The following is a 24,686-nucleotide window of genomic DNA, read 5'->3' on the forward strand; positions in this document are numbered from 1 at the left end:
CGCAGCAGACCAATTTGCTGGCAATCCTTACGACAATGACGCGGAAAAATAAGTATAAATGTATATAAAAGTTTATACAAAATAGACGTAGCCCTTTGCGATAAAGTTATCCACCTTCCTTTCCAATAATTTGAGACAAGATTGGTAGCGTCCACATTCAAAGGTGGGCGTTATGAAAAAAGAAAAGGCTGGCCTGGCAACCGGGCTCAAAATGCTCCTGCTAGCGGTCGGCCTTGTCGGCCTGTCGCAGCCAGCACTCGCGAATGCCATTGTGGCGGATGTCGCTGCGACCGGTGAGCAGCTGGAAAAGTTGCAGGCGCCGCCATGCCTCGGCGGCGTTTCGCTGGCGAGATTTCAGCCTTGGCGGCCTGCTGAAGCTTACCGCACAGATATGTTTCCCGGCAGCTACGGGCTAGCCGTTGCTGATTACGGGGAGGCTCATTCGACGTCGCGAGGCGATGCCGGCATAGATCCTGTGCAGACGGCGGCGATAATCCCCGGTGTGTTCGGATCGGTTGCCTTGTCGATGCGCAACTCTCCCGTCTCGGCGCGCTGGGCACCTGTCTACAGGGCCATCGCCGGCTGCTTCGCGAACAGTACGTGCGAGCGCAAGAGCGCTGCTTTTGCCGAGATCGTTAACGCGGTCAAAGACCGGGGGTTCAGCGACAAGCTGTCCTTCGTCAACAGCAGCATAAACCGCGCGATTGCCTACAAGAAAGACAGTGCAGTTTACAGCAGGCTCGACTATTGGGCGAAGCCTTCGGAAATCCTCGAGCGGCGGGCTGGCGACTGTGAGGATTTTGCCATCCTCAAGATGGCGGCTCTGCTGCGGGCCGGTATCCCGGCGCAGAGCATGTCGCTTGTTGTTCTCCAGGATCGCCGCAGAAAATTCTTTCATGCCGTACTGTCGGTGAGTACGGACAGCGGCACATTCATCCTCGACAGTCTCAACAACACTGTTTTGAAAGACAGCGAACTCCCTGATTATCTGCCGCTGTATTCCTTCAGCACTGACCGGGCGTGGATCCATGGCGCAAAACCAGGGGGCGCGCAAATAGCCGACATCAAGGGCGCTTTCGCAACGGTTGCTCCTGGCGAAGGTTCGGAGCCGGATATGTCCCTGTGAAAATGACGCGAAGCATCGTCAGGATTGAGCTGCACTTGCCCGGAGCGGCAGCTCTAAAGCGCGTTGCATTTGAACGGATTCATGCGACGCGCTTTAAGTTCTTGTTTTTATCCATATAGCAAAACTGCTGCGCACCCTCGGGTCAAGCCCGAGGGCAAGCTTTTGCGCGACATGCACTAGCCGTTGACGAACGCCATCAGCAGCTCCGGTTCGGGTACGGGCGCCCGCACTGCATTCAATTGACCCCGATACCGACGTTCGCCGGCGCCGATGACGAAGCCGCTGGCGATCGGAACTTCGCCATTGGCATCGAGTCGGGCAAAAATGTCGGCGACATTGAGATCCAGCGCCAGCTTGAGATCTTGTCGTGCATCGTTGTTCGGTCCGGTCGGCAACTGACGCTTGACCAGTTGCTGGAACGGAGCATTGAAAGTCAGGATCTTCTTCGATGACGCCAAGGCAAAAGCGGGCGAGGGGCAGGCAACCAATATGGCATTGATCGTTCTGATCGATGCAAGCTTTCGCAGGATCAGGTTTTCATCCGCCAGCCCGAGTATGCAGGCCACCCGTATCGCCGACGTCAGATTACCAGTCTTGGTTTGATTTTTGGCGATCTCGTCGATCAGCATGCCGATCGTGCATTTCCTGTTTTCAGCCATCTGCTTCAGCGACATCCAGAAAGCCTTTTCCAGACGAATGCCGCGGCGTATGCCGCCACGCGCGACAACCCGGAACTCCAGCCCGAAATCCTCTCTGGTGATCGGCAGAAGCAACCGATCATGGGTGCTGGGAGGAGAGTTGGCGCTAGCGCTCACTCATCGCCTCCTGACGCGCCTTGTTGATCGGCTTCAAAAGGTAACTGAGGATCGTCTTGCGTCCTGTCTTGATGTCGACTGAACAGATCATGCCGGGGATGATCGAATAGGCCTTGCCGTCCCGTTCGAGGGTGGACTTGTCCGTCGCGACACGCACCTGGTAAAAGGGCTCACCCGTTTTCTCGTCGACCAGGCTGTCGGCGGTGATGTTGGAGACCTTGCCTTCGATGCCGCCGAAGATCGAGAAGTCGTAAGCGGTGACTTTTATCAGCGCCTCCTGGTCGGGACGAATGAAAGCGACATCGCGTGGCGAGACGCGCGCTTCGACCAGCAAGGTTTCGGAGGTGGGCACGATGCCTGCCACGACCGAGCCAGGCTGGACGAAGGCGCCAACCGTGTTTAGCTCCAGTGTATTGACGATGCCGTCCACCGGCGAACGGATATCGGTGCGCGCTACCTTGTCAGTGGCCCCACGAATGGTTTCGTCCACGACCGAAAGCTCGGCCAGCGCCTGCGTCAGTTCATCCAGTGCTTCCTGCTGCAGCTGGAGGCCGAGTTCATCAACCTGGAGTTGAGCTTCAGTGATCGTTGACCTGATCTTCTTGACTGTCTCGCCGGACAGGTTCAGCTGACCGTTGAGTTCAGTCTGCTCCCGTTCAACCCGGATTTGCTCTGTCCTGGCCATCAGCCCCTTTTTGACCATTGATCCAACCAGTTTTGCCTCTTGGTCACTAACGGCTAGGTTCCTTGTCAGGCGGTCGGAATTGGCGGCTGCTTCGTCCAGTTCCTTCTCGCGCTGGTCGAGGCGCGATTTGAGAACGGACAATTTATTGTCGAAGTTTTCGCGCCGGGCTGTGAGAAGCTTTTGTTCATTCTCGCAGATTTGCGGAGCGATCGACTGAATGTCGGCCGGGCACGGAAAAGGCCCTGTGAGATTGCCGCTTTGTTCGTATTTGAGCCTTGCGATCCGCACTTCAAGCGCGCGTGACTTGGCCTGCTGCTCGCCAAGGCTGGACGTATTCAGCGTGTTGTCGAGGCGAATGATCAGGTCGTTTTTCCTGACGACCTGCCCAATCTTGACGGCGATTTCCTGGACGACGCCGGCTTCGCTGGCCTGTATGATTTGGGTCTTGGACGCCGGGATGACCTTGCCGTCGCCGCGTGCGATTTCATCGACTTCGGCAAAAGCTGCCCAAGCAACGAAAACGACGAAGAGCGCTCCTATGATGAATATGGATGCCGACGCGAAAAGCGGCGGACGGTCTTCTCTGGCAAGCATTTCCCCACGCCCCATTATATTGAACTCGTTCAATATAACCTATTTTTGATCAGCCACTTTTCTGCAGTGCCTTTACGACTTGTTCCTTTGGTCCGTCTGCAACTATCCTGCCTTGTTCGACAACGATAAGCCGATCCGCCAGCTCAAGCATGCTGTAGCGGTGGGTTGACACGATCAGCGTCGTGTTTTCATCGAAGGCCACTTTGAGCTGTTTGATCAACTGTCTTTCCGAGGCGAGATCCATTGAGCCTGACGGCTCGTCCAGGAAGACGATTTTCGGCTTGGTCAGCAGCAGGCGCGCAATTGCCACCGTCTGTCGCTGCCCCCCGAGAGATTGGTACCCCGCTCGCCGACATTCATGTCATAGCCGCGCGGGTGGCGAGAGACGAATTCGTCGACGCCGGCAGCCTTTGCGGCGTCGATGATTTCCTCATCGGTCGCTTCGGGGCACGCCATCAGGAGATTTTCCTTGATGGTGCCTGAAAACAGATCGCCGGCCTGGGCGACGATTCCTACCGCAGCGCGAACCTCCGACGGGTGGTATTGGCGGATGTCGATGCCGTCGAGCAAAAGCTCTCCCGAGGTCGGAAGGAAAAGCCTGCCGATCAGGCGACCCATCGTTGTTTTGCCGGACCCTATGCGACCGATGATGCCGATCCGTTCTCCCGGTTTCACCGAAAAATTGAGGCCGGTCAGAACCTCGTTTTCCGATCCGGGATAGACGAACCCGACATTCCTGAACACCATCGCACCGTTGCGGATGGGGCGATTGACGAAGCCCACCGTGTCCGGCCGGTCTTCCGGTTGAGCCATGATCGAATTGATGATTCTCAACGAGAGCATGGCTTGCCGCAGTCTCGAAAGGGTGATGGCGATCTGGCCAAGCGGAGCAACCGCGCGGCTTGCCAGCATGACCGTGCCTATTATTGCTCCCGTAGAAATATGACCTTCCGAGAAGGCATAGGCGCCGGCTACGACCAGGGCGACGGTCACAAGCTGCTGTATGGCCTGGGTGATGTTGCCGGCGGCGGCCGAAAGTTGCTTGATCTTTTCCGACGTGTTGGCAGCGTTCTTGGAGTGCTCGCCCCATCTCCGCAGCAGATACGCTTCGGCCCGCAGCGATTTGATCGTCTCCAGCGTCGAAATGGATTCGACCAGCAAGGCCTGGCGCTGAGAAGCCTCGTTCATCGAGGCGGCGACTCGCTTGCCGATACGTCGCTGCGTGATCAGCCCGACGATGACCGACGCCACGAAGGCCAATGCCGGTATGACCACCAGCCAGCCGCCTATCGCATAGATGACCAGAAGAAAGACGAACACAAAAGCCGTATCGATGAAGACGCTGATGGTGTTGGAGGTGAAGAACTCCCTCACGAATTCATATTGAGTCACGCGATTTGCGTATTCACCGGTCGAGCCAGGGCGCGCTGACAGAGACGAGTTGAGGACTTTTTCGAACAGAAGATATGATATTCGCAGATCTGCTTTGCGCCCGGCATAGTCGATGAGAGATGCCCTGGCGGTCTTCAGAAGCAGATCGAACAGAATAACGGCGCCGATGCCGATTGCCAGAACCCACAGCGTTGATGTTGCCTTATTCGGCAGGATTCTGTCGTAGACGTTCATGGTGAAGATCGGCGAGGCGATGGCCAGCAGATTGATGAATATCGCCGACAGGACCACCTTCGAATAGGTGTGCCAGAAGGCGCCCATCGTTCCCGTCAGCCAGTGGCGCCTTTCTATCCTCGCTGCCGAACCGACGTTCATCCCTTCGGCGGCATTGGCATAGGTTATCGAAAAGGATACGCCGCCACTGATGACACTGGCGGCAAGCTCGGATTTGGCGATGATCGTGCGGCCATCCTCCTGCGGGGCGGTCGTATATGCGCCGTCTTGCATCTCCGCCAGCAGAGCAACAGGCAACTGGCTGACGCGAAAGAGAATGGCAGGAAGATCGACACGACCGCGCAGAAAATCCCGGTGGCTGAATTCCTGGACCTCGAGACCGATCCGTTCGGCAAGATGCCTGATGTCCTCCACCTCTATTCGCGTCTCTGAAAGCGGAATCCCGGCGAACAGGACCGTTTCGGCGCTCGGTCTGCCGAGATATCCGGCAACAGCCGAAAAGCAGGCCTTGAATGCCTCTTTGGGGGAGAGGATGTTTGGTTGCTGGTTCACGATCTGCCCGCAAGGACTCTCGATCGATCCTTAAACCGAGCTATTTCTTCCTGACCGGGGCGAGGATGTCGAAAGGCAGATCATTTTTCTGTTCCGACGGGGTGCGCGCATAGGTTTCGGTGTCAGCAGTCTCCGGCGTTGCAAACTCGGTCCTGGCATAAGCCGCCGCCTGTTTTGCCGGCTGAAGGTTCATCGTTTTCAGCAGCTGCCCGGTCGCCGCCAGCAGCCGATACTCGGCGAACAGCGATGCGTAGGAGGCAGTATCCGCCAGCGTTGCTGTGTTGAACCGCGTATTTTGCGCATCAAGCACGTCGAGCAGCGAACGCTGTCCGACCTTGAATTGTTCGCGATAGGAGGCGACGAGCCTTTCGCTTGCGGAGGCTTGCTGTCTCAACGTCTTTGCAAGTTCGGCTTGCCGGAAACGGCGATCCCACGAGGTGCGGACGGCTTCCTCGATTTCACGCAGGACCTGATGCAATCCAAGTCGCTGTTCGCTGGTGCGGCGGATCTGTTCTTGTTCGTTGGCCTTATCGATACCTCCGCGATAGAGGTTCCAGCGCAGCACGAGCCGCGCTTGCAGGTCGCTGGCGTCGCCGTCGTCGCCATCAATATCATATCCGGCCCGCGCACGGCCTTCCGCAACGATAGCGGGTCCGAATTTGGCCCGGGCTGCATCCACCAGTGAAGCAGCGGCATCTATATCGCTGCTGGCCATGTGAACGCGCGGATTGTTCTCGCGCGCCAGTCCCAGCGCCTCATCAAGCGACCTTGGCAGCGCGCCGCCAACACTCCCTGGCCTTGAGGCGTTCGTCAGCGGCTTGCCGACGGTCTTGAAGAACCGTATTTTGGCCTGTTCCAGCTCTTCGGTGGCTTCCTGCATGCGCGCCTTGGCGGCGAAGAGGCGCTCCTCGGCCTGTTGCCGATCGGCCTCGTTCAACGCACCACCCGCGATGCCTTGCCGGATATCGCCGAGAATCCCCTGATGGAAGCCCAGGTTCTTTTTCGCCTCTGAAACGATCGAGGCCTGCAGCATGTATTCAAGATAATCCTGAACGACGGAGAGCCCGATGAATTCAGATCGCTCCAGTACCCTGAAAGAAGCCCCATCGACCCGCGACGCCTGATGGTTCAGTTCGGCCCGTCGTGCTCCACTGTCATAGAGCGTTTGCGATATCACGACACCCGCTTCCGCCGGATAGAGCGCGTCATCCTCTGTGGAGAGCGCTCGTCGGGACGAATTGTCGAGGCGACGGGCTCCCGCAGATGCCTCGAGATCGATACTGGGAAGATAGAGCCCTTTCGCTTGACGCAGTTCGAATTCGATTGCTTCGCGGTTTTCGATCGCTTGGCCGATCTCCGGATTGGACTCGACGGCTACGGCCATCGCTTCCTTGAGCGTGAGGGCACTAGCGCTCCCGCAAGCCAGCATCGAAAATGTGAAGAGCAGGCCAAGGCGCTTGCCAATGGCCACTTTGATTGTCGTATTCATGGTCTACCCCACCCACGCTTCTTGCCTGGTGCTTTTTGTACGGCCAAGCCTTCTCACCGAAGCTTTGACAAGTTATCCGATAAATTCTTCGAATACGTGAGTGTTTATTGATTTAGCACCGGCTTTAAATAGGGTCTGGGCCATAAAGTTTCGGGGATGTAGCAAAAATGGCACATAAACGGGCGGCTCGCCACGGTTGTGGGCTGCGCCTGCGCCTGTGATCAATGCTGTTCGCCGCCTTCCTTAAGCTTCGCGCAATCTTTGCAGCCTATTCTGCTTATCGATTGGCGAGGGAACATGACGCGCAAGTCGCTACTGCTTTTTGCCTTTCCGGCTCTCATTCTTCTCATTCTGGCAGGGGAGCGAGCAGCGACGTTCCTGCTGGGAAGCTATCCGGCCAGCCCTGCCATGTGGCGGATCTGGCTTGAACTGCGCCCTTTGGCGACGATGTTCTGGCAGCAGGTCGACCTTTATCTGGGCGGTTCAATGGTCCTTGATGCCGCCATCCTGACCGCCGCATCGATCCTCTGCTGGATGGCTTGCCGGACGCGAAAATCGGCCGCGTTCTTCTTCCTTGCCAACCACGCCGCTCTGCTTTTCGCCGGGTTGATGATGGCTTCGAGCAGCCATTCTGAAACGGCGAGCACGATTGCGGCATTCACCGCACCCAGCGGCCACCCATTCTCGCTGATCCTCGATTTCACCTGGCAGAACAGCCTGGTACTGTTTCTGGGCACTGCAGCCTGCGCCTACTGTCATGTTGCGTTTCTCGGCGAAGCGCGACAGCGTTCCCGAGCCCTCGCCGTACGGCTTATTGCTCTGCAGCGGGATTTGTAGGACCCGGGGCACGCCGGTGCCTTCTCGATTAGCCGAACCTTCCCTCCACTTCGTCATCCTAGGGCGGAGCAAGGAGCGAAGCGACGCGGCGCAGACCCTGGGATCCATTCCGTGACATCAGCCGAAGAATGCAGCGGCCCAGAACCGAACCCTACCACCCCGTTCCGCGAAAAAGCTCGAACCACTCTGGATTGGTCTTCTCGATCAGCTCGATCTTCCATTGGCGCGGCCAGCGCTTCAGCGACTTCTCGCGCTGGATGGCGTCGCGAATGTCGAAATGTTCCTCGTACCAGACCAGCCGCTGCACGCCGTAGCGGCTGGTGAAGCGCGAGCCTTGGCCGGATTTGTGCTCCGGCATGCGGCGGCCGAGATCATTGGTGACGCCGATGTAGATCGTGCCGCGCTTCTGGCTCGCGGTCATATAGGCATAGCCGGTCATGGCTGAAGGGTAACGAGCGCAGTTGCGGATACATGCGCCGTTCTGAGCCGTTGCATTGTTCGGCAGAGGTAACGGCATGGATCCTAGGGTCTGCGCCGCGTCGCTTCGCTCCTTGCTTCGCCCTAGGATGACGAAGGCGCGGGGGCTTACGGCTAATCGCCAGCGTCAGAGAACGCGGCTGAAGGCTGGCCTACAGCGACCGTCCACGGTCGCTTTCAGGCTAAGAACCAAATCCTCTGTGCAGAGGAACTAGTTGATTTTCTTGTAATGGACCTTGCCGTCAGGCTGCACGATGCGCTGGTAGGACGAGTTTGGGGGAGGGGGCGGCGCCGCGATCCTCTTTTTGGGCGGGCGCGGCGCTTCGACGATACTGGGTTCGGTCGCTTCTTCGAGATCGGTGGCTGCTTCCGCCATGGTGCTGGTCGTGATCACGGAAGGCTCCGCGATGCTCGACATGTCGTCGTCACTGTCCAGGGGCAGCTCCTGTTCAAGCCGGGCAATGCTGCCTTTGACTTCGTTGAAGCTGCCCTGCAGTTGACTGTCCAGTTTTTCAAACCGGCTTTGGAAGCCGTTGTTGACCGTATCGAGCCGGGCCGCGATCCGTTGCTCGAATGATCCGAGCTGTTCCAGCCGCCGTTCGACAAGGCGCAGATCGTTGATGCCGCGGTAGAAATAGACCGCGGCCGCTATGTTCACCGCCGTGATCAGCAAGGCGCCGACGGCGACAACGCCGAGCATCCTTGCATTGCTCGGTTTCCCAACTGCAGCTTGCTCTTCAGTGTGGGTTGCCGGCCCAATGTCGATTGCCGGTATATCCGGGTCGCTGATCATCGTCATTGGACCACCACCTTTGCGCCGACCGAGACGCGCTTGAAGAGATCGATCACATCGGTGTTGGTAAGACGGAAACATCCCGATGTTCCGTCGAAGCCGATGCCCTTGGGATCGTTGGTGCCGTGGATGCGGTAGAGCGTGTCGCGCCCGTCCCGCAGCAGATAGAGTGCCCTGGCGCCGAGTGGATTGTAGGGACCGGCGGGCACCATTTCCGGCAGCTCCGGCTGGCGGGCGCGCATTTCCCTGGGCGGGCGCCATTCCGGCCATTCCGTTTTCGCCCCGACCTTGACGATGCCAGTCCAGCCAAAGCCGTCTCGTCCGACGCTGATCTGGTAGCGCAGCGCGTGGCCCTGCCGGGTCACCAGATAAAGCGCCTTCTCGTCCTTGCGGATGATGATCGTGCCGGCCCGTTCCGCGGTTTGGAGAGCAACCGCCTTGCGCAGGCTGGGGCCCATTGCCGGCAGCGGCGGCCGGTCCGACAGCGCGGATCGGGCATGGGCGAATTCCCAGGCCGGCATCCCCAAGGCCAGGCCGATGATGCAGGCGCCGGCAAGCCTCGGGACGATGCGGTATCTACCGGGCTGGGTCATCGAGCCGCTCTTTGAACATCCGCTTCAGGTCCTTGTTGAAGCGCGCCCGCCCATCCACTTCGGAAGGCAGGATGGCCCGGTTCAGCGCGTCGGTCAGCAGCGCATTGTCCAGGCCGACCGACTTGATGTGCGGCGCCTTGAAGATCTTCTCGAGTTCGCTGCGCGAAAAGTGGTTGCCGAACCATTTGCGCTTATGCTTGTTGGCGACCAGCGTGATGCTCACCGAATTGCCGCGCAGCTCGCGGATCTTCGTGTAGAGCCGTTTGCCCTGCCGCAGCGAGGCGACGTTGAGCTCGAAGACGATGAAGATCTCGTCGCTCGTCGAAAGCACGGAATTCTGCCAGGGGGTTTCGATATTCGGCAGGTCGATGACGATGTCGTCGAACCGGTAGGCGACGAGGTCCAGCAGCCGGAACACGAAATCGCCGCCCTGCGGCTCAAACGGCAGTTGCGGCCTCTCGAAGGAATAGAGTGTCAGGCCGGACGGGCGCGAGAGCTTGATGACGTCCATCAATTCGACGTCGAGCCTTTCCGGCTGGCCGATGATGCCGGCCAGGTCGAACTGGTTGAACAGGTTGAGATAAGCGCCACAATTGGCGCTCTGGAAATCGAGGTCGACGAGGCAGGTCGAAGCCGCGCGTTCGGTGGATTTCGACGCCAGGAACTCTGCCGCCGACAGAGCGAGCGTCGTGGCGCCGGCGCCGCCGCTGGCGCTGATGAAAGTGATGATGCGGCTCTTGGTGCCCTGGTTGCCGGTGTCGTGGAAGGTGACCGCGTTCAGCAGTTCCTTAGCGTCGAGAGGCTTGTGCAGCCAGTCAGAAGCGTTCATGCGAACCAGGATGCGCGTCTTTTCTGAGGTCAATTCGTCGGAGACCGCGATCAGCGGCACGGCCGCCCACAAGGCGCGCGCCGCGACTATTCCAGGCTCGCCGAGCAACTCGCCATTGGCCAGGTCGAGGATGACGATGCCCGGGCGCGTCTCAGCGGGCGGGCCCTTGAGGAAGTCAGCCGTGTCTGAAATCCTGACATCGTAGATCGCCAGCGCGTCGAGCCGCGTCGCCACCTCGCGCTTGAACTGTGGATCCGACGAGAATAGGGCCACTTGCTTTCGTTTGGTCGGCAGAACCTTGGTGTTGATGGCATTCATGACGCGGTACTCTTCAGGTCTTCGCCCGTGACCGTGCTCAGCATGGAGGGCATGGTGATGTTCGCAAACCCCATCAGCCCTTGCAAAAAGAAGAACTGGAAGGTCCGGTTCTGAAGGCTGACGGTGATTGTCGGCACCGGTCCGCCGAACCGAGTCTGGTAGCCCAGGCCGGTGGCGGAATAGGCGATGACGACATTGTCGCGCCGCAGGCCAGGAAAGAAATGACACATACCCGGCCGCTGGTCTGTCGCCAACGCGGGACAGGCGTCGTCATTAGTGACTGCCGTATCGCCGCGGAAGATGCGACTGAAATTGGCAGCATTGAATGTGCCGCCATTGCTGCAAGCCCCTGTGCCGGCGGTATATGCGCAGACGAAGGGTCCATAAGCGGCGGCCACCACCGGCGCGCCCGGTGTCGTCGTCGGTGCGGCTGTAGCTAGCGCGGTGGCAACCGGATCGGAAATAGACGCCAGGCGCGCGCCTAACTGGACGGCCTTGGTGGCGGCGTTCCATTGATAGAAGGCATGGCCGAAATCGACGAAACCGAGAACAAGGGCAAACAGCAGCGTCGCCACGATGGTCATTTCTACCATCGCCGCGCCGTCTTCCGATTTCGCAAAACGCTTGATCATGATCAGAATCGGATCAACCGCTCCTCGTGAGAGCCGGTCAGCGTGATCGGACCGATTCCGATGAACGACAGCATGCCGACGCCGGCATATGGATAGTTGCCGGCCGCTCGGACGATGCAGACTTGTGCCGTGGTGGAGCGATATTGGGTGACGCCATTGACGACGGCGGGGCGACAGGAAGCGGGGGCGGCGATGGTCACCGTAACATCCGATGTCCGCCAGCCGCTGACGCGCGGAACGTCTGTCACTGTTACCGCCGCCTTGCCGAACACAGCGATGTTGGTGGCGATATCCGCGCAGTTGATCGCCGCCAGCCCGGCCTGGGTGTACAACTGGCTGTTGCAGCGCGCGGCAAAGCGTGCCGCGTCCGACAGGCCGGCCTCCATCAGCAGCTTGTTATGGATCAGATTGCCGAACTCGAACACGCCCGCCGACAGGATCAGCATCAGCGGCGTGATCAGCGTCATTTCGACGAGCACCGCACCACGGCTGTCGCGTCGAAATCTGTCGAGGTGGCGGCATAGCGTTCGGATCATCGCCATCACCGATAAAGCTGGGCTTCGTCGCGAAGGAAATTGTCGAGGGTGCCCTGGCCGCCGCGACCGGTAATGTCGACAAGTTCAACCATCACCGACGCATCATCCGATGGTGACGCAACCGGTTCAGTGAGGAAGAAGCTGCCGAAGGCTTCGACCGGCAGATTGGTGCTGTGGCCCGAGAGATCGTTGTTTCGTTCGAGATCAGTGCAATTCAGGATCGCGCCATAGATCAGGCGACGATCAACTGTCGTGACCGGCGGTTGGCACGCTGCGGGCGGCGTTCCGATCTCTCCACCGGTCGACGCGGTGCCCACCAACCCGGCCGATATCTCGTAACGGTAGACCTCATAGCGCGTCGGCTTGGTTGTATCCCATGACGATGGATAGGAGGCGGAACCGAAGTTGGTGCTCCAATAGCCGGAAAAATTCCAATCTCCGTCGCCCATCCTGCCGCCCTGATACGGCGTTGTCGCATCGCGCGGAAGGCCCATTGTTCCAGCTTCGGTGAACGAAAGCTGGTTCATGGCGGCGCATTGATTGACGCTACCTGTGGTCTGTATAGCCCCTTTTCGGACATTGGCGGCCGGACCGTATTCAGCACTATCGAAGTGGTTACCGTTGGCTCCAATTCCGAAACGAACGTTGAAGGCGTCCTGCACCGGGCCGGCGTTCTGACCGGTCTTGGTGGTAACGTTCGCGGAGTTATAACAGCCAATCGGCCTGGATGTCGCGATCGTCTGGGCGAGGGCTTGAGCGCCGTTCCCCACATCAGCTGGGGGCTCGAGGAAGCCGAAATTACCTGGACCAGCAGCAGCCCCATTTCCAACTTTCCGCAGTTCGATCAACCGACGATGGACAGCCGGATTGGAAACAGCCTGCTCAAGTGTGTACCCGCCAGCCGCATTGGTCCCGTTCACCATCTCATAGGGGTTGCACATGAAGACCGGCGTAAAATCGCAGACGCCGGAGGTGAAGCCCGCCACGGCGACTGCCCCGACATTGAAACTGTTGCTGGCGCCGGATGACAGGAAGGAAGCCGGAAAGATCGCGGCAAATCCGACCGGGGTTACCGTGACTTCCACAAAACGGGCAAGTCTGGCGTCGTTCAGTTCGTCGGTGATCACATTGGCCGCCACGATCGGGAGATTGTCGGTGGCCGGCAACGAGCGAAGATAGCGACGCGTTACTCCGCCGGCAGCTAGCGTTTGAGGCGGGCCGGAGGTCGAGAAGGTGTATCGATTGCGTACCAGCGTAGCGATCGCCCTGTCAGCACGGGTGATAGCGCTCGACGTCCCATCCAGTTCAGCCGCGCCTGCTAGGGCAAACGCATCAGCTCCCTTCTGAAGATCATTGTGCAGGTTGTTGACCCGGCTCATGTCAATCGCCAGCAGGGAAAAACCGATGATTGCCGGCAGCATGATGCTGACCAGTATCAGCGCTATTCCTCTCTGATCGTGCCAGAACGCGCGAACAATCCGCAGCATGGCCTTACTCTTAGCTCCCCTGACGCCAGTCGCTTTGCCTGGCGCTGAACCCGCATCCTTTTGTTTAATCCGCGGTGTCGCCGACATTGACCGTTATGGCCGGTGGTGGCGGTGGTGGTGGTGGAAATTTGTAATTCTGGGCAACAGCGGCAGCGCGCGCGCCATCGCCTTCGATCGTCGTGTTCCTGGACGCCGGATTGAGCGGGTCGACCGTCTGCAACAGCGAATTGTATTTCTGCGTGTCGCCGGCAGCCAGTGTCACCGTTTCGTAATTGTTCAGGTAGTCGGCGGCGCAGCCCGTCAGCCCGCCGGCGCACAAAAACAGGATCAAGGCGCTATTTCTTGACATAAATCATCTTGTCCTTGGATTTCAGATCGAGCATGTGGCCATAGGGGCCGACCACGCCTTCGCCGAGTTCATATTTGCGAACCATGTCCTTGGTCACTTCGAGCTGACCGAGAATGAAGAGCTCCGGGTCGTTGGCGGGCCGTGTCTTGTCGAACGGCGTCGCCAGCTGCTCGCCAGGCTTTACCGGCCGCACGATACGCGGCGTCACGATGACGACCAGTTCGGTCTCTTCCTTCTGGTTGCTCGAATTCCGGAACAGCGTCCCGACGATCGGCACCTGGCCGAGCCACGGCACCTGCCTCTGGATCTTGGTGTTCTTGCTGGACAAAAGTCCGCCGACAGCGAAGCTCTGGCCGTCGCGCAGTTCGACGACGGTCGACAGCTTGCGGTTGGTGAAGATCGGGTCGCCGGCGGTGGTGAAACCGGTCAGGTCGCTGACTTCCGGCGCCAGCCTGATGTTGATCTTGTCGTCGCTGAGCACGACCGGCGTGAACAGCAGATTAACGCCGAACTGTTTGTATTCGATACTGATCTCGCCATCACCGTCGTCGACGCGGATAGGTACTTCGCCGCCGGCATTGAAGCTGGCAACCTCACCGGAAAGAGTGGTGAGGTTGGGTTCGGCAAGCGTGCGCACCACGCCCTTGGCCTCGAGCGCCTCGATGATCAGGTCGACCTTGATGTTGCTGTCGATGACGCGAGTGATCAGCGCCGCGAACGGGGTGGTGTTCGAAAGAAGGCCGGTAAGCAGATTGCCCGGCCCCAGCACCACATTGTCCTCGTCGACGGCGGCTATGCCCGTTCCTGTGCGGGTCGTGCCGCTGCCGTTGGTGCTCCTGATTGAGACGCCAAGATCGCGGCCGGCATTGCGCTTGGCCTCCAGCACGCGCACTTCGAGGTTTACCTGCTGGCTGTCGTCGACCGTCACCGCGTTTATGATCGCGTCGGGGCCATATTGCTGGGCGACCTGCATGATCGCCGCCAGCGTGGCGCCGTCCTTGACATGGCCGCCAAGCCTGATCTTGCCGTTGATCGAACCGATATCGATGCGCGACCTGGGCGCGACCTGCCGGATCGCTTGCGCCATGTCGCTCACGTCGACGCCGACCTCGATCTGGATCACGCCAAGCGAGCGCTTGTCTTCTGAAAAGAGATTGACGGTGGTGGTGCCGGCGCTCTTGCCGATGACATAGAGCGTTCGGTCGGTCATTGGCTGGGCGTCGGCGATCTTCTCGTCGCCGACGACGATGTCGCCCAGCGTGGCGTTCACCTGGATCGTCACCGACTGCGACATGGGCAGGAAAACACGATGGACGCTGGGGTTCGATACATCGATTCTGCGGTCGGCTGCATGAGCAGCAAGGTCGATCGGCAGCAGCATGACCGAACAGGCCAGCGCAGCAGCCGCCAGTGGTCCCCGGAACATACGCATCTAGACTACCCCCTTGCCGACTCGTTCGGCAATACCCTAGCGTTATTTTTGTCGCGGCACGTCGTAAGATTCGAGTTTCACACCCCTGAAGACGCCGATTGTTGCACGCGCCGGCGGTTCCGGCTGCACATATTTGATCACTTCCTTAACCACCTCTTGCATCTGGGGTGCTGAGGCCACTGCCGGTGCAGGTTTTGCGCTGCTCAACAGGTCGAGCCTGCTTCCCACCCGTTCCACGGCCTGGGTCAGCCCATTGATCTTGTCGTCAGCGCGCTTGCGCTCGGCTGCGGCCTCAGCCTCGGCTGCTGCCTGCTTGGCGAGTTCGGCCTGCCTGGCGGCGACGTCGTCCGGCGTATCACCGGTCAAGTCTGAAAGCGTGATGCGTTCGGTCGTCTCGCCCTTGCTGGCGGCAGCCTGGCGAAGCGCCAGCGACAACTGGCCGGCGTCGGCAGCCAAGGTAAGCTTCTGGGCGTCCCTGGTGCTGGCTTCGAGCGTTACCGATTTCACCACTGTCGGGCTGTCCTTGCTCTCGTCGGCAACCTGGTCGACGGCGAGCACCTTCATGCTCTGCAAAAGCACGTCGACGAAACTCTGGTCCGCCCCCTGGGAGGTGCGCACCTTGCGCGTCAGCAGCACATCGACCCGGTCGCCGGGGAAAACAAACCCGGCGACGCCAAGCACGTCGTTGACCCTGATGGAAACGGCCTTCATGCCTTCGCCGAGCACCGCCGAAAGTGTGGCGCGTTGGCCGGGGCCAGTGATCTTGGTGGCGAGAACAGGCTCGTTGACACCGATCGCCTGCAGCGCCTGCTTGGTGCCTTCGCCCTCCAGCATTTCTTTCGTTGTCTTGAAGGCTCCCGTCGGGACCGCACCTGAGGGCCAGGCGACTTCGCGCAACTTATCCGCCGAAAGCGTGTCGCCGAACTTCAACGGCATCGCGGCCACCACGACCGTGTCGCGCTGGACATCATCCGTCCGCGCCATTGCACTGCGCTGACTAGCCAGCCAAATATTAGCGAGCACCACCGCCAGCACGCCGAACACGCCGGCGAGAACGATCATGATGACACTGTTTGCGCGCATTTCTTGCCCCACCCGACTGCGTTTGCACAGCTCACTGCATTATTCTTGATCATCGACGCCGGGATGTCACCGGCGTCGATGATTAGATCAAGATATCACGGCAGCGCCGCCTGAAGCGTCGTCCACTGGCCGGTGACCCACGTGCCGACAAGGATGATGGTGGCGATCACCGCCACGGTGATGATGCCGAGCAAGATGGTGTATTCGACCATGGCAGCGCCGTTTTCGTCGTCGCGGAACTGCCGGGTCATCGTCATGAGCTTCTTCATGCCAATTTCTCCCTTTGGAGGTTTGAACCCGACGAGACGAGCCAAGGATGAAATCCATACCCAAGCATCCCCCGTCATCTCGATCTAAGTCCCGGCGAAAATCAGAGTCAAACGGGATTAAGGGTTTCTTAACTTTCCTATACATGGTTTGGCAAGAATATTGCCGATCTCAGGCGGACCAAAACATTGATTCGGCTCATTTTTCAACCCATCTTAACCATTCGTTCATAATTTGGCCGTGGGTATGGCGGAAATGGGGCGATATTAGCGATAGTGCATATTCCTTTATATCTAAGGCCTTAGGGGGGCTCCATGACGCCTTTGTGGCAAAAAAAGCACTTGGCATTGAAAGCGAGTCCTCGTGTTCGATTAGGACAGCGCCGCTGACCAAATAAACATCGCGTTTTCTGATCCTTGATCTTAACTATGTCTGAAGTATTAAATTGCATGGTGCGCGGCTGGCGCTTGTGCCCTGCGTGGTTAACGTTTAGTTTCCGTGGCGACGGATTCTACGGGGGAGTATAACGCGATATGCTGGGGCGGTTCACCAAAGGACCAAGCGAGTTGCGAGTCGAGCCAAAGCTCGAGCCGATGGCGGTTTTGCCCGCCACCCCGACGGTTTCTCCTGTTGTCGACCTCCAGCCGCATGGTGACGATTTCCTGTCGCTCAAGGTCGAGCTCCACCGCCACCTCATTGATCGCTTCAACCTGACCGCCCTTGAAAACGCGTCCAAGGATGAAATCCTGAATGAGATCCGACCGATCGTGCGGGAATTTGTCCGGGCTCGCAACGTGCCGCTGAATGCTCGCGAGCTCGATCAATTGACCAGCGACACCGCCGACGAGATGCTTGGGCTGGGACCGATCGAGCCGCTGCTGAAAGACGACTCAATTTCCGACATACTGATCAACACCCACAGTCGCGTTTTCATCGAGCGGCGCGGCGTGATCGAGGAGACCTCGATCCGTTTCCGCGACGAGGCGCATCTGCTGCGTGTCATCAACAAGATCGTCTCGGCGATCGGCCGACGCGTCGATGAATCCGCGCCGATGGTGGACGCGCGGCTAGAAGATGGCTCGCGTGTCAACATCGCGGTGCGGCCGATCTCGGTCGATGGCCCGCTGGTGTCAATCCGCAAATTCTCCAAGAATCCCTATTCGCTCGAACGCCTGTTGGCGTTCAATTCGATCCGCCAGCCGATGATCGACCTGCTGCGGATCGCGGTGCAGGCGCGCAAGTCGATCCTGGTTTCAGGCGGCACCGGCAGCGGCAAGACGACCTTGCTCAACGCCCTGTCGAGCTACATCCCGTCCAGGGAGCGCCTGATCACCATCGAGGACGCGGCGGAACTGCAATTGCAGCAGCCGCATGTCGGCCGCCTCGAAACCCGCCCGCCCAATGTCGAGGGCAAGGGCGAGGTCCGCCAGCGCGAGTTGCTCAAGAACGCGCTGCGCATGCGGCCCGACCGCATCATCGTCGGCGAGGTCCGCGGTGAAGAAGCCTTCGACATGCTGCAGGCGATGAACACCGGCCATGAAGGTTCGATGACCACCATCCATGCCAACACACCGCGCGATGCGATATCGCGATTGGAACAGATGGTCGGAATGGCGGGCATGCCGATGAGCCATGAATCAATCCGGGCGCAAATCGCGTCGGCGATCGACATCATCGTGCAGACGCAACGCCTCTCCGACGGGGGAAGGCGGGTCGTTTCCATATCGGAACTGACCGGGATGGAAGGCAATGTCGTCCAGCTTCAGGAGCTTTACCATTTCGTTCGCCGCGATGTGAATGCGGAGGGTCAGATCGTCGGTGAATTTCGCGCCACCGGCATCCGTCCACGCTTTGCCCAGGAAGCGGCGACGCTCGGCCACCACTTCGCCAAGGATGCCTTCAACCCGCAGGTTGCGCTTTGATGCCGTCGGGCCAGACTTTGCTTTACCTCATTTATGTGCTGGCGGCGGCGTCGGTTATTCTCGCGGCCGAGGCTCTATACGTGAGCTACGCCAAGCGCCGCTCAACGGTCAGCACGATCAATCGTCGGCTGAAGCGGCTCGCTGACGAGGTTCCGGCCGAACAGACCTTGCAGGGATTGCTGCGAGAACGTGGGCTTACCGGCTCGGGCGATTTTCTGTTTAATACCGTCGGGCTGAACAGGCTATACACTCAATCCGGCATTACCGGGAATCCGCTGTCGTTTGTCGCGATATTTATTCTCGCTGGACTGGTACTGGCACTGGTATTTGCGTTCCTGCTGCACTTTTCCGCGGTGGTTTCGTGCATCATCTTTCTTCTCGTCGGGTTCGTCCTGCCGTTTCTGTTTCTCCGCCGCGCGCGCGCCAAGCGAATCCAGAGATTCGCGAAGCAATTGCCGGATGCACTTGACATGATCGTGCGTTCGCTGCGCGCCGGTCATCCGACTTCCGTGGCGATAGGTCTTGTCGCCCGTGAAATGCCTGATCCGCTCGGCACCGAATTCGGCATCGTTTCCGACGAAATCACCTTTGGCCTTAGCCTTGAAAACGCGGTGCGGAAACTCTCGCAACGCGTCGGCTTCGAGGGCCTTCAACTGCTGTCTGTGTCGCTGTCGATTCAGGCCAAGACCGGTGGCAATTTGACTGAGATTTTGTCGAACCTCTCATCGGTGTTGCGCGAACGGCAGAAACTGCGGTTGAAAATCAGGGCGCTCTCGGCTGAGGGCCGAATGTCCGCGTGGATAATTTCCCTGTTTCCGCTCTTGATGTTCGCCATCCTCACAGGCCTCGCCCCGAGCTACTACGGTGATGTATGGGACAATCCGCTGATCATGCCTGTGTTCCTGATTTTCGGGCTGTGGGCGCTGCTGGGTGACTTCATCATGTACCGTATGGTCAATTTCGATTTTTAAAGGAGCGAGGCTATAGACCTGTTTTCGTATACCGAGGATCTGAGCCTTCTGGTTTCCATTGCTGTCTTCCTGGCGGCCGTAGCGCTTTTCCTGGTTGGCTCGCTCGTGTTCTTGCCGGCACTGCAGACGAGGAAACTGGTTGCGCAAAGCCTGCTGGCAGAGGGTATTCCCAACCGCCGCTCACTTGTCGGACAGGAAGAACTGGCCAGGATTTCAGCGCAGCGGCCAGTCGAGGCGTATTTTCGATCGCTCGAAAAGGAGCGGGACGAGCCCAGCGCCCTCGACGCGAAGCTCTTTCGCGCCGGCTTCTACCAGTCAAGCGCGCCGCTCATTTATACCCTGTCGCGGCTCGGGGCAGTCTGCGCCGGCTTTATTGCGACCTATGCATTCCTGTCCCAGATTTTACCGCCCCACTTGCCCAGTCTTGTCGCTTTTGGAGGTTCAGCCTTGCTTGGGCTGGCATGCATTGTCATACCAAGTATCGCGCTCGACCGGTTCGAGAATGGGCAAAAGCAGATCTATCGTCGTGGCTTTCCGGATTTCATGGATATGATGATCACCTGCGCCGACGCGGGCATGAGCCTCGAGGCGGCAGTCGAGCGCGTCAGCAACGAACTGGCCGGCACCCATAAATGGCTTGGTATCCAGCTTTCGATCATGACTCTGCAGTTGCGCGCCGGCAAGCCATTGCGCGAGGCGCTACGCGAACTGTCTGACCGAATCGGGCTTGAAGAGGCGCGGGCGCTGGCGGTGTTGTTCCGGCAATCCGAGGAACTCGGTACAAGTTTGACAGAAGCCCTGCGTGTCTACAGCGACGAAATGCGTGGACAGAGAATCCTTCGCGCCGAGGAACGCGCCAATGCCTTGCCGGTGAAGATGATGATTCCATTGGGGCTGTGCATCTTTCCGGTGGTGATGATGGTCGTCATGCTACCTGTCATCATTCGAATGAAGGGCATTTTCTTCTAGGCAGGTATATGCTTTGGTCGAAATACAGAGTCAGAGAACTCTTTTGGGGGACGAAATGACAGGGCCAATGCGCCTCGCAGCCGTAGCCGGTTTGCTGCTTATCGTGCTTTCCGGCTGTCAGACGGCTGATACCAGCGGCGTCGTCCGCACCAACGAGCCCTCAAAAGGTGATGTGACAGCCTTTGGCGATGCCTTCGACGGGCTGAAGACGGTCAGCGACGTCGAATACTATGCCTCGGACCAGGCTGTTGCCGAAGCCAAGAACCAGTTCCGCGCGGAAAACTACGGCAATGCCGGCGCCCTGTTCTACAAGGCGACGCAACTGGCGCCCAATGATGGTGGTGCCTGGATGGGCCTGGCCGCCTGCAGCGATCGGATCCGCCGCTTCGACCTCTCCGACCACGCCTATCGCCAGGCCTTCCGGCTGGTCGGCGGGACGCCCGAATATTACAACAATGTCGGCTATTCCTATCTGCTGCGCGGCAAGCTGCAGGACGCACGCAGCAATTTCCTCAAGGCTTATGAACTGGCGCCCAACGATCCGACGGTGGCCAACAATCTGCAGCTCCTGTCGTCCAGCGTGAAGAATCTCGAGCGGTAAGGCGACAGCATGTTGGTCGCCGCATCGGTGCTGCTGAAGGGACTAGCCATTCCTTTGCTGGCAAGGATCGCCTGGCTCGACTTCACCACCCAGAAGATATCCAACCAGAATGTGCTGCTGCTGCTTTGCTTGGGTTTGGGCTCGCTGCAGCTCCTGTCGGTGCTATCCGGGTCGTGGTGGGACATGGGCCTGAGTGCGCTTGCCGGTCTTTTGCTGTTTGTTGCGCTCTTTCCGTTCTGGGCCATGCGCAAGATCGGGGCTGGCGACGTCAAGCTGATGGCGGTGGTGCCGTTGCTGATCGGCGGCAGCGGCCTCCTTGTGTTCTCCGCACTGCTGCTGGGTTTCGCACTCGCCACAGCGTTGATCGTGAAAAATCCGTTCATGCTGCCCGCGGGCGCTTTCCGCCTGTATGTCCAGCACCTGGACCGCAAAGGCGTTGTGCCGTTTGGGGTGCCGATCTCGCTCGCAGCGATCTGCACGATAGCATTTCAGGTCTATAGCAACTTGACGGTGCTAGGCGGCCTCTCGGTCTGACACTCGTGGCGCGCAAATCACCTTCTCAATTAACCTTTCGGAAACCATTAACTTGCGCTCAAATCGGCGAAGTGCTTGGATTGGATCTTGCCGGCGGGGCGCCGTATGGACATTTTCAATCTCAAAGCGCTTTTGATTGCGGTTCTGATCTTCGTTCCGATCGAGCGCCTGTTCGCTCTAAGGCCAGGTCAAAAGATCCTCAGGAAAGCCTTCTTCAACGATCTCATCTACGCTCTGTTCAATGGCGTTCCTATAAGCCTTGGTCTGATCGCGGCTGTTACACTGGCGACAGGCACGGTGGGGCAGTTGATACCAGTCTACATCAGTAGCTCAGTTTCATCACAGCCATTTTGGCTCCAGGTTATTGAAATCATAGTCATCGCGGATATTGGCTTTTACTTGGCGCATCGTATGTTCCACGCCGTCCCGTTTTTATGGCGCTTCCATGCGATTCATCACAGTATTGAAGAACTTGACTGGCTGGCGGCGCACAGGGTTCATCCTGTTGATCAGGTTCTGACGAAGGGCGCGTCACTCGTGCCAGTTTACCTGCTGGGTTTCAGCAGCCCGGCGATCGCCCTGTTCGCGTTGATGTATCACGCCCACGGCTTGCTGCTGCACGCCAACGTAAAGCTAAACATCGGACCGCTTCGATGGCTGATCGCCTCGCCCCAGTTCCATCATTGGCATCATGCTCATGAGCGAGCCGCATACGACAAGAACTTCGCAGGTCAACTTTCATTCATCGACGCGCTCTTTGGAACGATGTACCTGCCCGGTAAGGCTGTGCCGGAGCGCTATGGCGTCGATGATCCCATTCCACCAACTTACGTCGAGCAACTCGCCTATCCATTTATTCCGAAGGGCAAAATCCATGAATCTCCCACCAGCGGCGACGCGTGATTTCATCGGGCGCGCAATGATGATACTTTACTTCACGGTCTGCGCGACTTTGAAGGCCGGAGCATTGGTTATAGCTCTTCGCGGCGCTGAATGGCCAATAGCGCGAATTATCGGGCTCGTAGCAGACGTTGCCGCTCTCGGCTTCCTCGTTCTCGTTGTTGCAACGACAGTGGCGCGTCTTCCGCCGCTGAAGACAGCGCAGGGACTGGAGCCCCGAATCTCGGCGCTGATCGGATGCTTTGCGACCGTAACATTGATCGCCGTCCCTCGAGTCGCGATACTTCCGCAGCTTGAGTTCACTGCGGACCTGATTACCATCATCGGCTTCGCTCTTTGCGTTTGGTGCCTATGGTGGCTCGGCAGATCGTTCAGCATCGCTGCCCAGGCCAGACGGCTCGTCACCGCAGGCCCCTATCAAATCGTGCGCCACCCACTCTACGCCTGCGAAGCGATCGTCCTGCTCGGCATTCTTCTCGGTAATCCGACATGGGCGACGGTCGCAATCTGCGCGATCGCCCTCGCTTTTCAATATCGGCGGATTATCAACGAGGAAAGGGTATTGCGAGCGACGTTTCCCGAATACGCCGCCTATGGGCAGACCACGCCAATGCTCATACCATCCATATCGTTCTTGGTCGGGTTGAATACACCTCATGCTGCTCCTCGAGGCAGGACGCCGGACCGTTTCGGATGATCCCGCACGGCGTTACTTCATTCGCCAATGCGGGCGCAGCGAGTCTAAATCACCTTGTGATCATCGCCTCCGTCACAGCTCTTTTCGGGCTGATCGACCTTATTTGGTTACCATTTTCTACGGTCAATTTTTCACCGAGGAACTGGATCGACATAGGCAAGGTCGCCATGGTCCTCAGCGCATCCTGGATGGCATCCGCAATTTCGCTCCATAGACTGCGATCTGACACAAGCCCAATCGCCAACGTCATCAAATATCTTTGCGGCTGCCTGCGGATCGTGGTCGTGTCGGCAGCGGCATTCATTCCGCTCGCCATCTCAACGACCGTATTCATGTACTTGGCGTCAGCCACCTCAAGGCCTCTGGCGGACCCGTTTCTAGCCTCTATCGATTCCGCTCTCGGTTTCGACTGGCAGTGGTTCCTGGCGACGACCAACAAGCCAATCACGGCATCCGTCCTGGTCTTTGCCTACCACGCGCTCGCGTTTCAGATGCCGCTTGTTTTGCTTCTCCACGCCGTGAGCAACCGACGAGACCGAGCACTGGAGTTTGTCGCTCTTCTGGCGGTTTCCTCGGTCTTCACTGGCGCAATGATGGCTCTGGCGCCAGCAGAGGGCGCTTATGCCTATTTCAAGCCAGCGCGGGGGCTATTTTCGAACTTCACCGCTGATGCCGGAATGTGGCACCATCATGTGCTTATGGCGTTGCGATCAGGCGAGCCGTTTGGTCTTATTATGACCAATGGTACAGGGCTCGTCACGTTCCCGTCGTTCCACACGGCACTTGGATTGATAGTGGTCTATGCCGCGCGGGACATCCGGGCGCTTTTTGTCGTGTTGGCCCCGCTGAATGCCGCCATGGTCGTGGCTACGCTGCCGGAGGGCGGTCATCATTTAATAGATGTAGTCGCCGGCACAGTCATTGGCGTTCTCTCCATCATTGCAATCAGAATTCCGAGCTATGTCCGCAGAAAGGCTGACAGCGTCGCGAGATCAACGGTGGGTTCGGAAGCGGGCCGCTGAATCGGAAAGTTCGCCGTACATCAATCACAGACAAAGTACGGCGGAGGCTCTCTAAGTGCCTGAAATATGGTGATCCCGACAAGAATCGAACCTGTGACCTACGGATTAGGAAACTTCCTACAATCCTTGCAGCGCAAGGGCTTTGTCTGGCCAATGTCGCGTCCATGTCGCAGTCACTGCAGCAGAGCCGCCTCGGCGTTGGCCAATTCTGCGGCGTCATCGGCCCGAGGAAACAGGTGGCCGTAGGCGTCCGTCGTCAGGCCGGGGACATGATAGATGCGCTCACCGGTGTCGATTGAAATATTGCCCTTGATGTCACAGCCAGCAGACGAGACGAATGCACTTACCGCATTCGCCAGATTGGATGAGTTCGACCACAGGTAATTGCCCGCTGCAGCGCCGCCCATGGCAGCGACAAGTATCCAGCCATATGGAATGCTGTTGCGGGGCTTTGCTTTGCCCCATGGAAGATCGGCCATTGCCATCTCTCCCCCAGGGGAGAATGCGTTGGGCCGGCGGCTTCGTCAAGCGGCTGCCAATGCAAGGCTTG

At 58.7% G+C, this 24,686-nt stretch carries 25 protein-coding genes and 1 pseudogene; 10 read left to right on the top strand and 16 right to left on the bottom strand.

All coding sequences use genetic code 11. From position 1 onward, the window contains the following. Window positions 1-172: 172 nt before the first annotated feature. Window positions 173-1,126, top strand: a complete 954-nt coding sequence (locus EJ075_RS13615; protein WP_126104682.1) for a transglutaminase-like cysteine peptidase — start codon at window positions 173-175, stop codon at window positions 1,124-1,126. A 176-nt stretch (window positions 1,127-1,302) separates the two neighbouring features. On the opposite strand, the gene EJ075_RS13620 is transcribed toward EJ075_RS13615, so the two are convergent. From EJ075_RS13620 to EJ075_RS13635, 4 genes and pseudogenes are all read right to left on the bottom strand, one after another. Beyond that, window positions 1,303-1,941, bottom strand: a complete 639-nt coding sequence (locus tag EJ075_RS13620) for a ribbon-helix-helix domain-containing protein (protein WP_095485885.1) — start codon at window positions 1,939-1,941, stop codon at window positions 1,303-1,305. Next, window positions 1,931-3,220 carry an HlyD family type I secretion periplasmic adaptor subunit gene (locus EJ075_RS13625; protein ID WP_126104683.1) on the bottom strand — a complete coding sequence of 430 codons (1,290 nt, stop codon included), beginning with the start codon at window positions 3,218-3,220 and terminating at the stop codon, window positions 1,931-1,933. The genes EJ075_RS13620 and EJ075_RS13625 overlap by 11 nt, the downstream gene beginning before the upstream one ends. A 49-nt stretch (window positions 3,221-3,269) precedes the next feature. After that, window positions 3,270-5,398 (bottom strand): annotated as a pseudogene (locus EJ075_RS13630) (type I secretion system permease/ATPase). Between the two features lie 40 nt (window positions 5,399-5,438). Further along, window positions 5,439-6,887 (bottom strand): TolC family protein, encoded by a 1,449-nt coding sequence (locus EJ075_RS13635; protein WP_126104684.1) that lies wholly within the window; start codon window positions 6,885-6,887, stop codon window positions 5,439-5,441. Between the two features lie 297 nt (window positions 6,888-7,184). Between EJ075_RS13635 and EJ075_RS13640 the strand changes: the two genes are divergently transcribed. Beyond that, window positions 7,185-7,724 (top strand): hypothetical protein, encoded by a 540-nt coding sequence (locus tag EJ075_RS13640; RefSeq protein WP_126104685.1) that lies wholly within the window; start codon window positions 7,185-7,187, stop codon window positions 7,722-7,724. A gap of 151 nt (window positions 7,725-7,875) precedes the next feature. On the opposite strand, the gene EJ075_RS13645 is transcribed toward EJ075_RS13640, so the two are convergent. The 11 genes from EJ075_RS13645 to EJ075_RS13695 all read right to left on the bottom strand — a co-directional run bounded on the left by EJ075_RS13645 (window position 7,876) and on the right by EJ075_RS13695 (window position 16,522). Then, entirely contained in the window at window positions 7,876-8,163 is a 288-nt protein-coding gene (locus tag EJ075_RS13645; protein ID WP_065009969.1) for a GIY-YIG nuclease family protein, read from the bottom strand. A 249-nt stretch (window positions 8,164-8,412) separates the two neighbouring features. Beyond that, a complete protein-coding gene (locus EJ075_RS13650) occupies window positions 8,413-9,000 on the bottom strand; it encodes a hypothetical protein (RefSeq protein WP_126104686.1) in 588 nt (195 codons plus the stop codon). After that, window positions 8,997-9,587 carry a L,D-transpeptidase gene (locus EJ075_RS13655; protein WP_095485891.1) on the bottom strand — a complete coding sequence of 197 codons (591 nt, stop codon included), beginning with the start codon at window positions 9,585-9,587 and terminating at the stop codon, window positions 8,997-8,999. Before EJ075_RS13655 ends, EJ075_RS13650 begins: the two co-directional genes overlap by 4 nt. Beyond that, window positions 9,571-10,734 carry an AAA family ATPase gene (locus tag EJ075_RS13660; RefSeq protein ID WP_126104687.1) on the bottom strand — a complete coding sequence of 388 codons (1,164 nt, stop codon included), beginning with the start codon at window positions 10,732-10,734 and terminating at the stop codon, window positions 9,571-9,573. The genes EJ075_RS13655 and EJ075_RS13660 overlap by 17 nt, the downstream gene beginning before the upstream one ends. After that, the gene (locus EJ075_RS13665) at window positions 10,731-11,366 is read right to left on the bottom strand and encodes a TadE/TadG family type IV pilus assembly protein (RefSeq protein ID WP_095485893.1); all 636 of its coding nucleotides are present in this window, start codon (window positions 11,364-11,366) and stop codon (window positions 10,731-10,733) included. The genes EJ075_RS13660 and EJ075_RS13665 overlap by 4 nt, the downstream gene beginning before the upstream one ends. Window positions 11,367-11,368: 2 nt before the next feature. After that, window positions 11,369-11,902, bottom strand: a complete 534-nt coding sequence (locus EJ075_RS13670) for a TadE/TadG family type IV pilus assembly protein (protein ID WP_245458151.1) — start codon at window positions 11,900-11,902, stop codon at window positions 11,369-11,371. Between the two features lie 5 nt (window positions 11,903-11,907). Further along, the gene (locus EJ075_RS13675) at window positions 11,908-13,389 is read right to left on the bottom strand and encodes a pilus assembly protein TadG-related protein (protein WP_126104689.1); all 1,482 of its coding nucleotides are present in this window, start codon (window positions 13,387-13,389) and stop codon (window positions 11,908-11,910) included. 64 nt (window positions 13,390-13,453) lie between these two features. Next, entirely contained in the window at window positions 13,454-13,738 is a 285-nt protein-coding gene (locus EJ075_RS13680) for a hypothetical protein (RefSeq protein ID WP_095485896.1), read from the bottom strand. Beyond that, window positions 13,725-15,170, bottom strand: coding sequence for a type II and III secretion system protein family protein (locus tag EJ075_RS13685; protein WP_126104690.1), 1,446 nt, complete (start codon window positions 15,168-15,170; stop codon window positions 13,725-13,727). Before EJ075_RS13685 ends, EJ075_RS13680 begins: the two co-directional genes overlap by 14 nt. A 42-nt stretch (window positions 15,171-15,212) precedes the next feature. Beyond that, on the bottom strand, window positions 15,213-16,253 hold the full coding sequence (gene cpaB / locus EJ075_RS13690) for a Flp pilus assembly protein CpaB (RefSeq protein ID WP_126104691.1): 1,041 nt from the start codon (window positions 16,251-16,253) through the stop codon (window positions 15,213-15,215). A gap of 95 nt (window positions 16,254-16,348) precedes the next feature. Then, window positions 16,349-16,522, bottom strand: coding sequence for a Flp family type IVb pilin (locus EJ075_RS13695; RefSeq protein WP_126104692.1), 174 nt, complete (start codon window positions 16,520-16,522; stop codon window positions 16,349-16,351). 531 nt (window positions 16,523-17,053) lie between these two features. Here EJ075_RS13695 and EJ075_RS13700 point away from each other — a divergent pair. From EJ075_RS13700 to EJ075_RS13735, 8 genes are all read left to right on the top strand, one after another. Continuing rightward, window positions 17,054-18,442 carry a CpaF family protein gene (locus tag EJ075_RS13700; RefSeq protein WP_126104693.1) on the top strand — a complete coding sequence of 463 codons (1,389 nt, stop codon included), beginning with the start codon at window positions 17,054-17,056 and terminating at the stop codon, window positions 18,440-18,442. Further along, a complete protein-coding gene (locus tag EJ075_RS13705; protein ID WP_126104694.1) occupies window positions 18,442-19,413 on the top strand; it encodes a type II secretion system F family protein in 972 nt (323 codons plus the stop codon). The genes EJ075_RS13700 and EJ075_RS13705 overlap by 1 nt, the downstream gene beginning before the upstream one ends. A gap of 18 nt (window positions 19,414-19,431) precedes the next feature. Further along, window positions 19,432-20,382 (top strand): type II secretion system F family protein, encoded by a 951-nt coding sequence (locus EJ075_RS13710; protein ID WP_126104695.1) that lies wholly within the window; start codon window positions 19,432-19,434, stop codon window positions 20,380-20,382. Between the two features lie 67 nt (window positions 20,383-20,449). Continuing rightward, window positions 20,450-20,983 carry a tetratricopeptide repeat protein gene (locus tag EJ075_RS13715; protein ID WP_126104696.1) on the top strand — a complete coding sequence of 178 codons (534 nt, stop codon included), beginning with the start codon at window positions 20,450-20,452 and terminating at the stop codon, window positions 20,981-20,983. Window positions 20,984-20,992: 9 nt separating this feature from the next. Beyond that, a complete protein-coding gene (locus tag EJ075_RS13720) occupies window positions 20,993-21,517 on the top strand; it encodes a prepilin peptidase (RefSeq protein WP_126104697.1) in 525 nt (174 codons plus the stop codon). Between the two features lie 105 nt (window positions 21,518-21,622). Then, the gene (locus tag EJ075_RS13725) at window positions 21,623-22,420 is read left to right on the top strand and encodes a sterol desaturase family protein (protein ID WP_126104698.1); all 798 of its coding nucleotides are present in this window, start codon (window positions 21,623-21,625) and stop codon (window positions 22,418-22,420) included. Continuing rightward, entirely contained in the window at window positions 22,392-23,114 is a 723-nt protein-coding gene (locus tag EJ075_RS13730; RefSeq protein WP_164547099.1) for an isoprenylcysteine carboxylmethyltransferase family protein, read from the top strand. The genes EJ075_RS13725 and EJ075_RS13730 overlap by 29 nt, the downstream gene beginning before the upstream one ends. After that, window positions 23,111-24,136 (top strand): phosphatase PAP2 family protein, encoded by a 1,026-nt coding sequence (locus EJ075_RS13735; protein WP_164547100.1) that lies wholly within the window; start codon window positions 23,111-23,113, stop codon window positions 24,134-24,136. Before EJ075_RS13730 ends, EJ075_RS13735 begins: the two co-directional genes overlap by 4 nt. A gap of 173 nt (window positions 24,137-24,309) precedes the next feature. On the opposite strand, the gene EJ075_RS13740 is transcribed toward EJ075_RS13735, so the two are convergent. Beyond that, entirely contained in the window at window positions 24,310-24,615 is a 306-nt protein-coding gene (locus tag EJ075_RS13740) for a hypothetical protein (protein WP_164546993.1), read from the bottom strand. Between the last annotated feature and the right edge of the window lie 71 nt (window positions 24,616-24,686).

The organism is Mesorhizobium sp. M6A.T.Cr.TU.016.01.1.1 (assembly GCF_003952585.1).
Classification (GTDB): domain Bacteria; phylum Pseudomonadota; class Alphaproteobacteria; order Rhizobiales; family Rhizobiaceae; genus Mesorhizobium; species Mesorhizobium mediterraneum.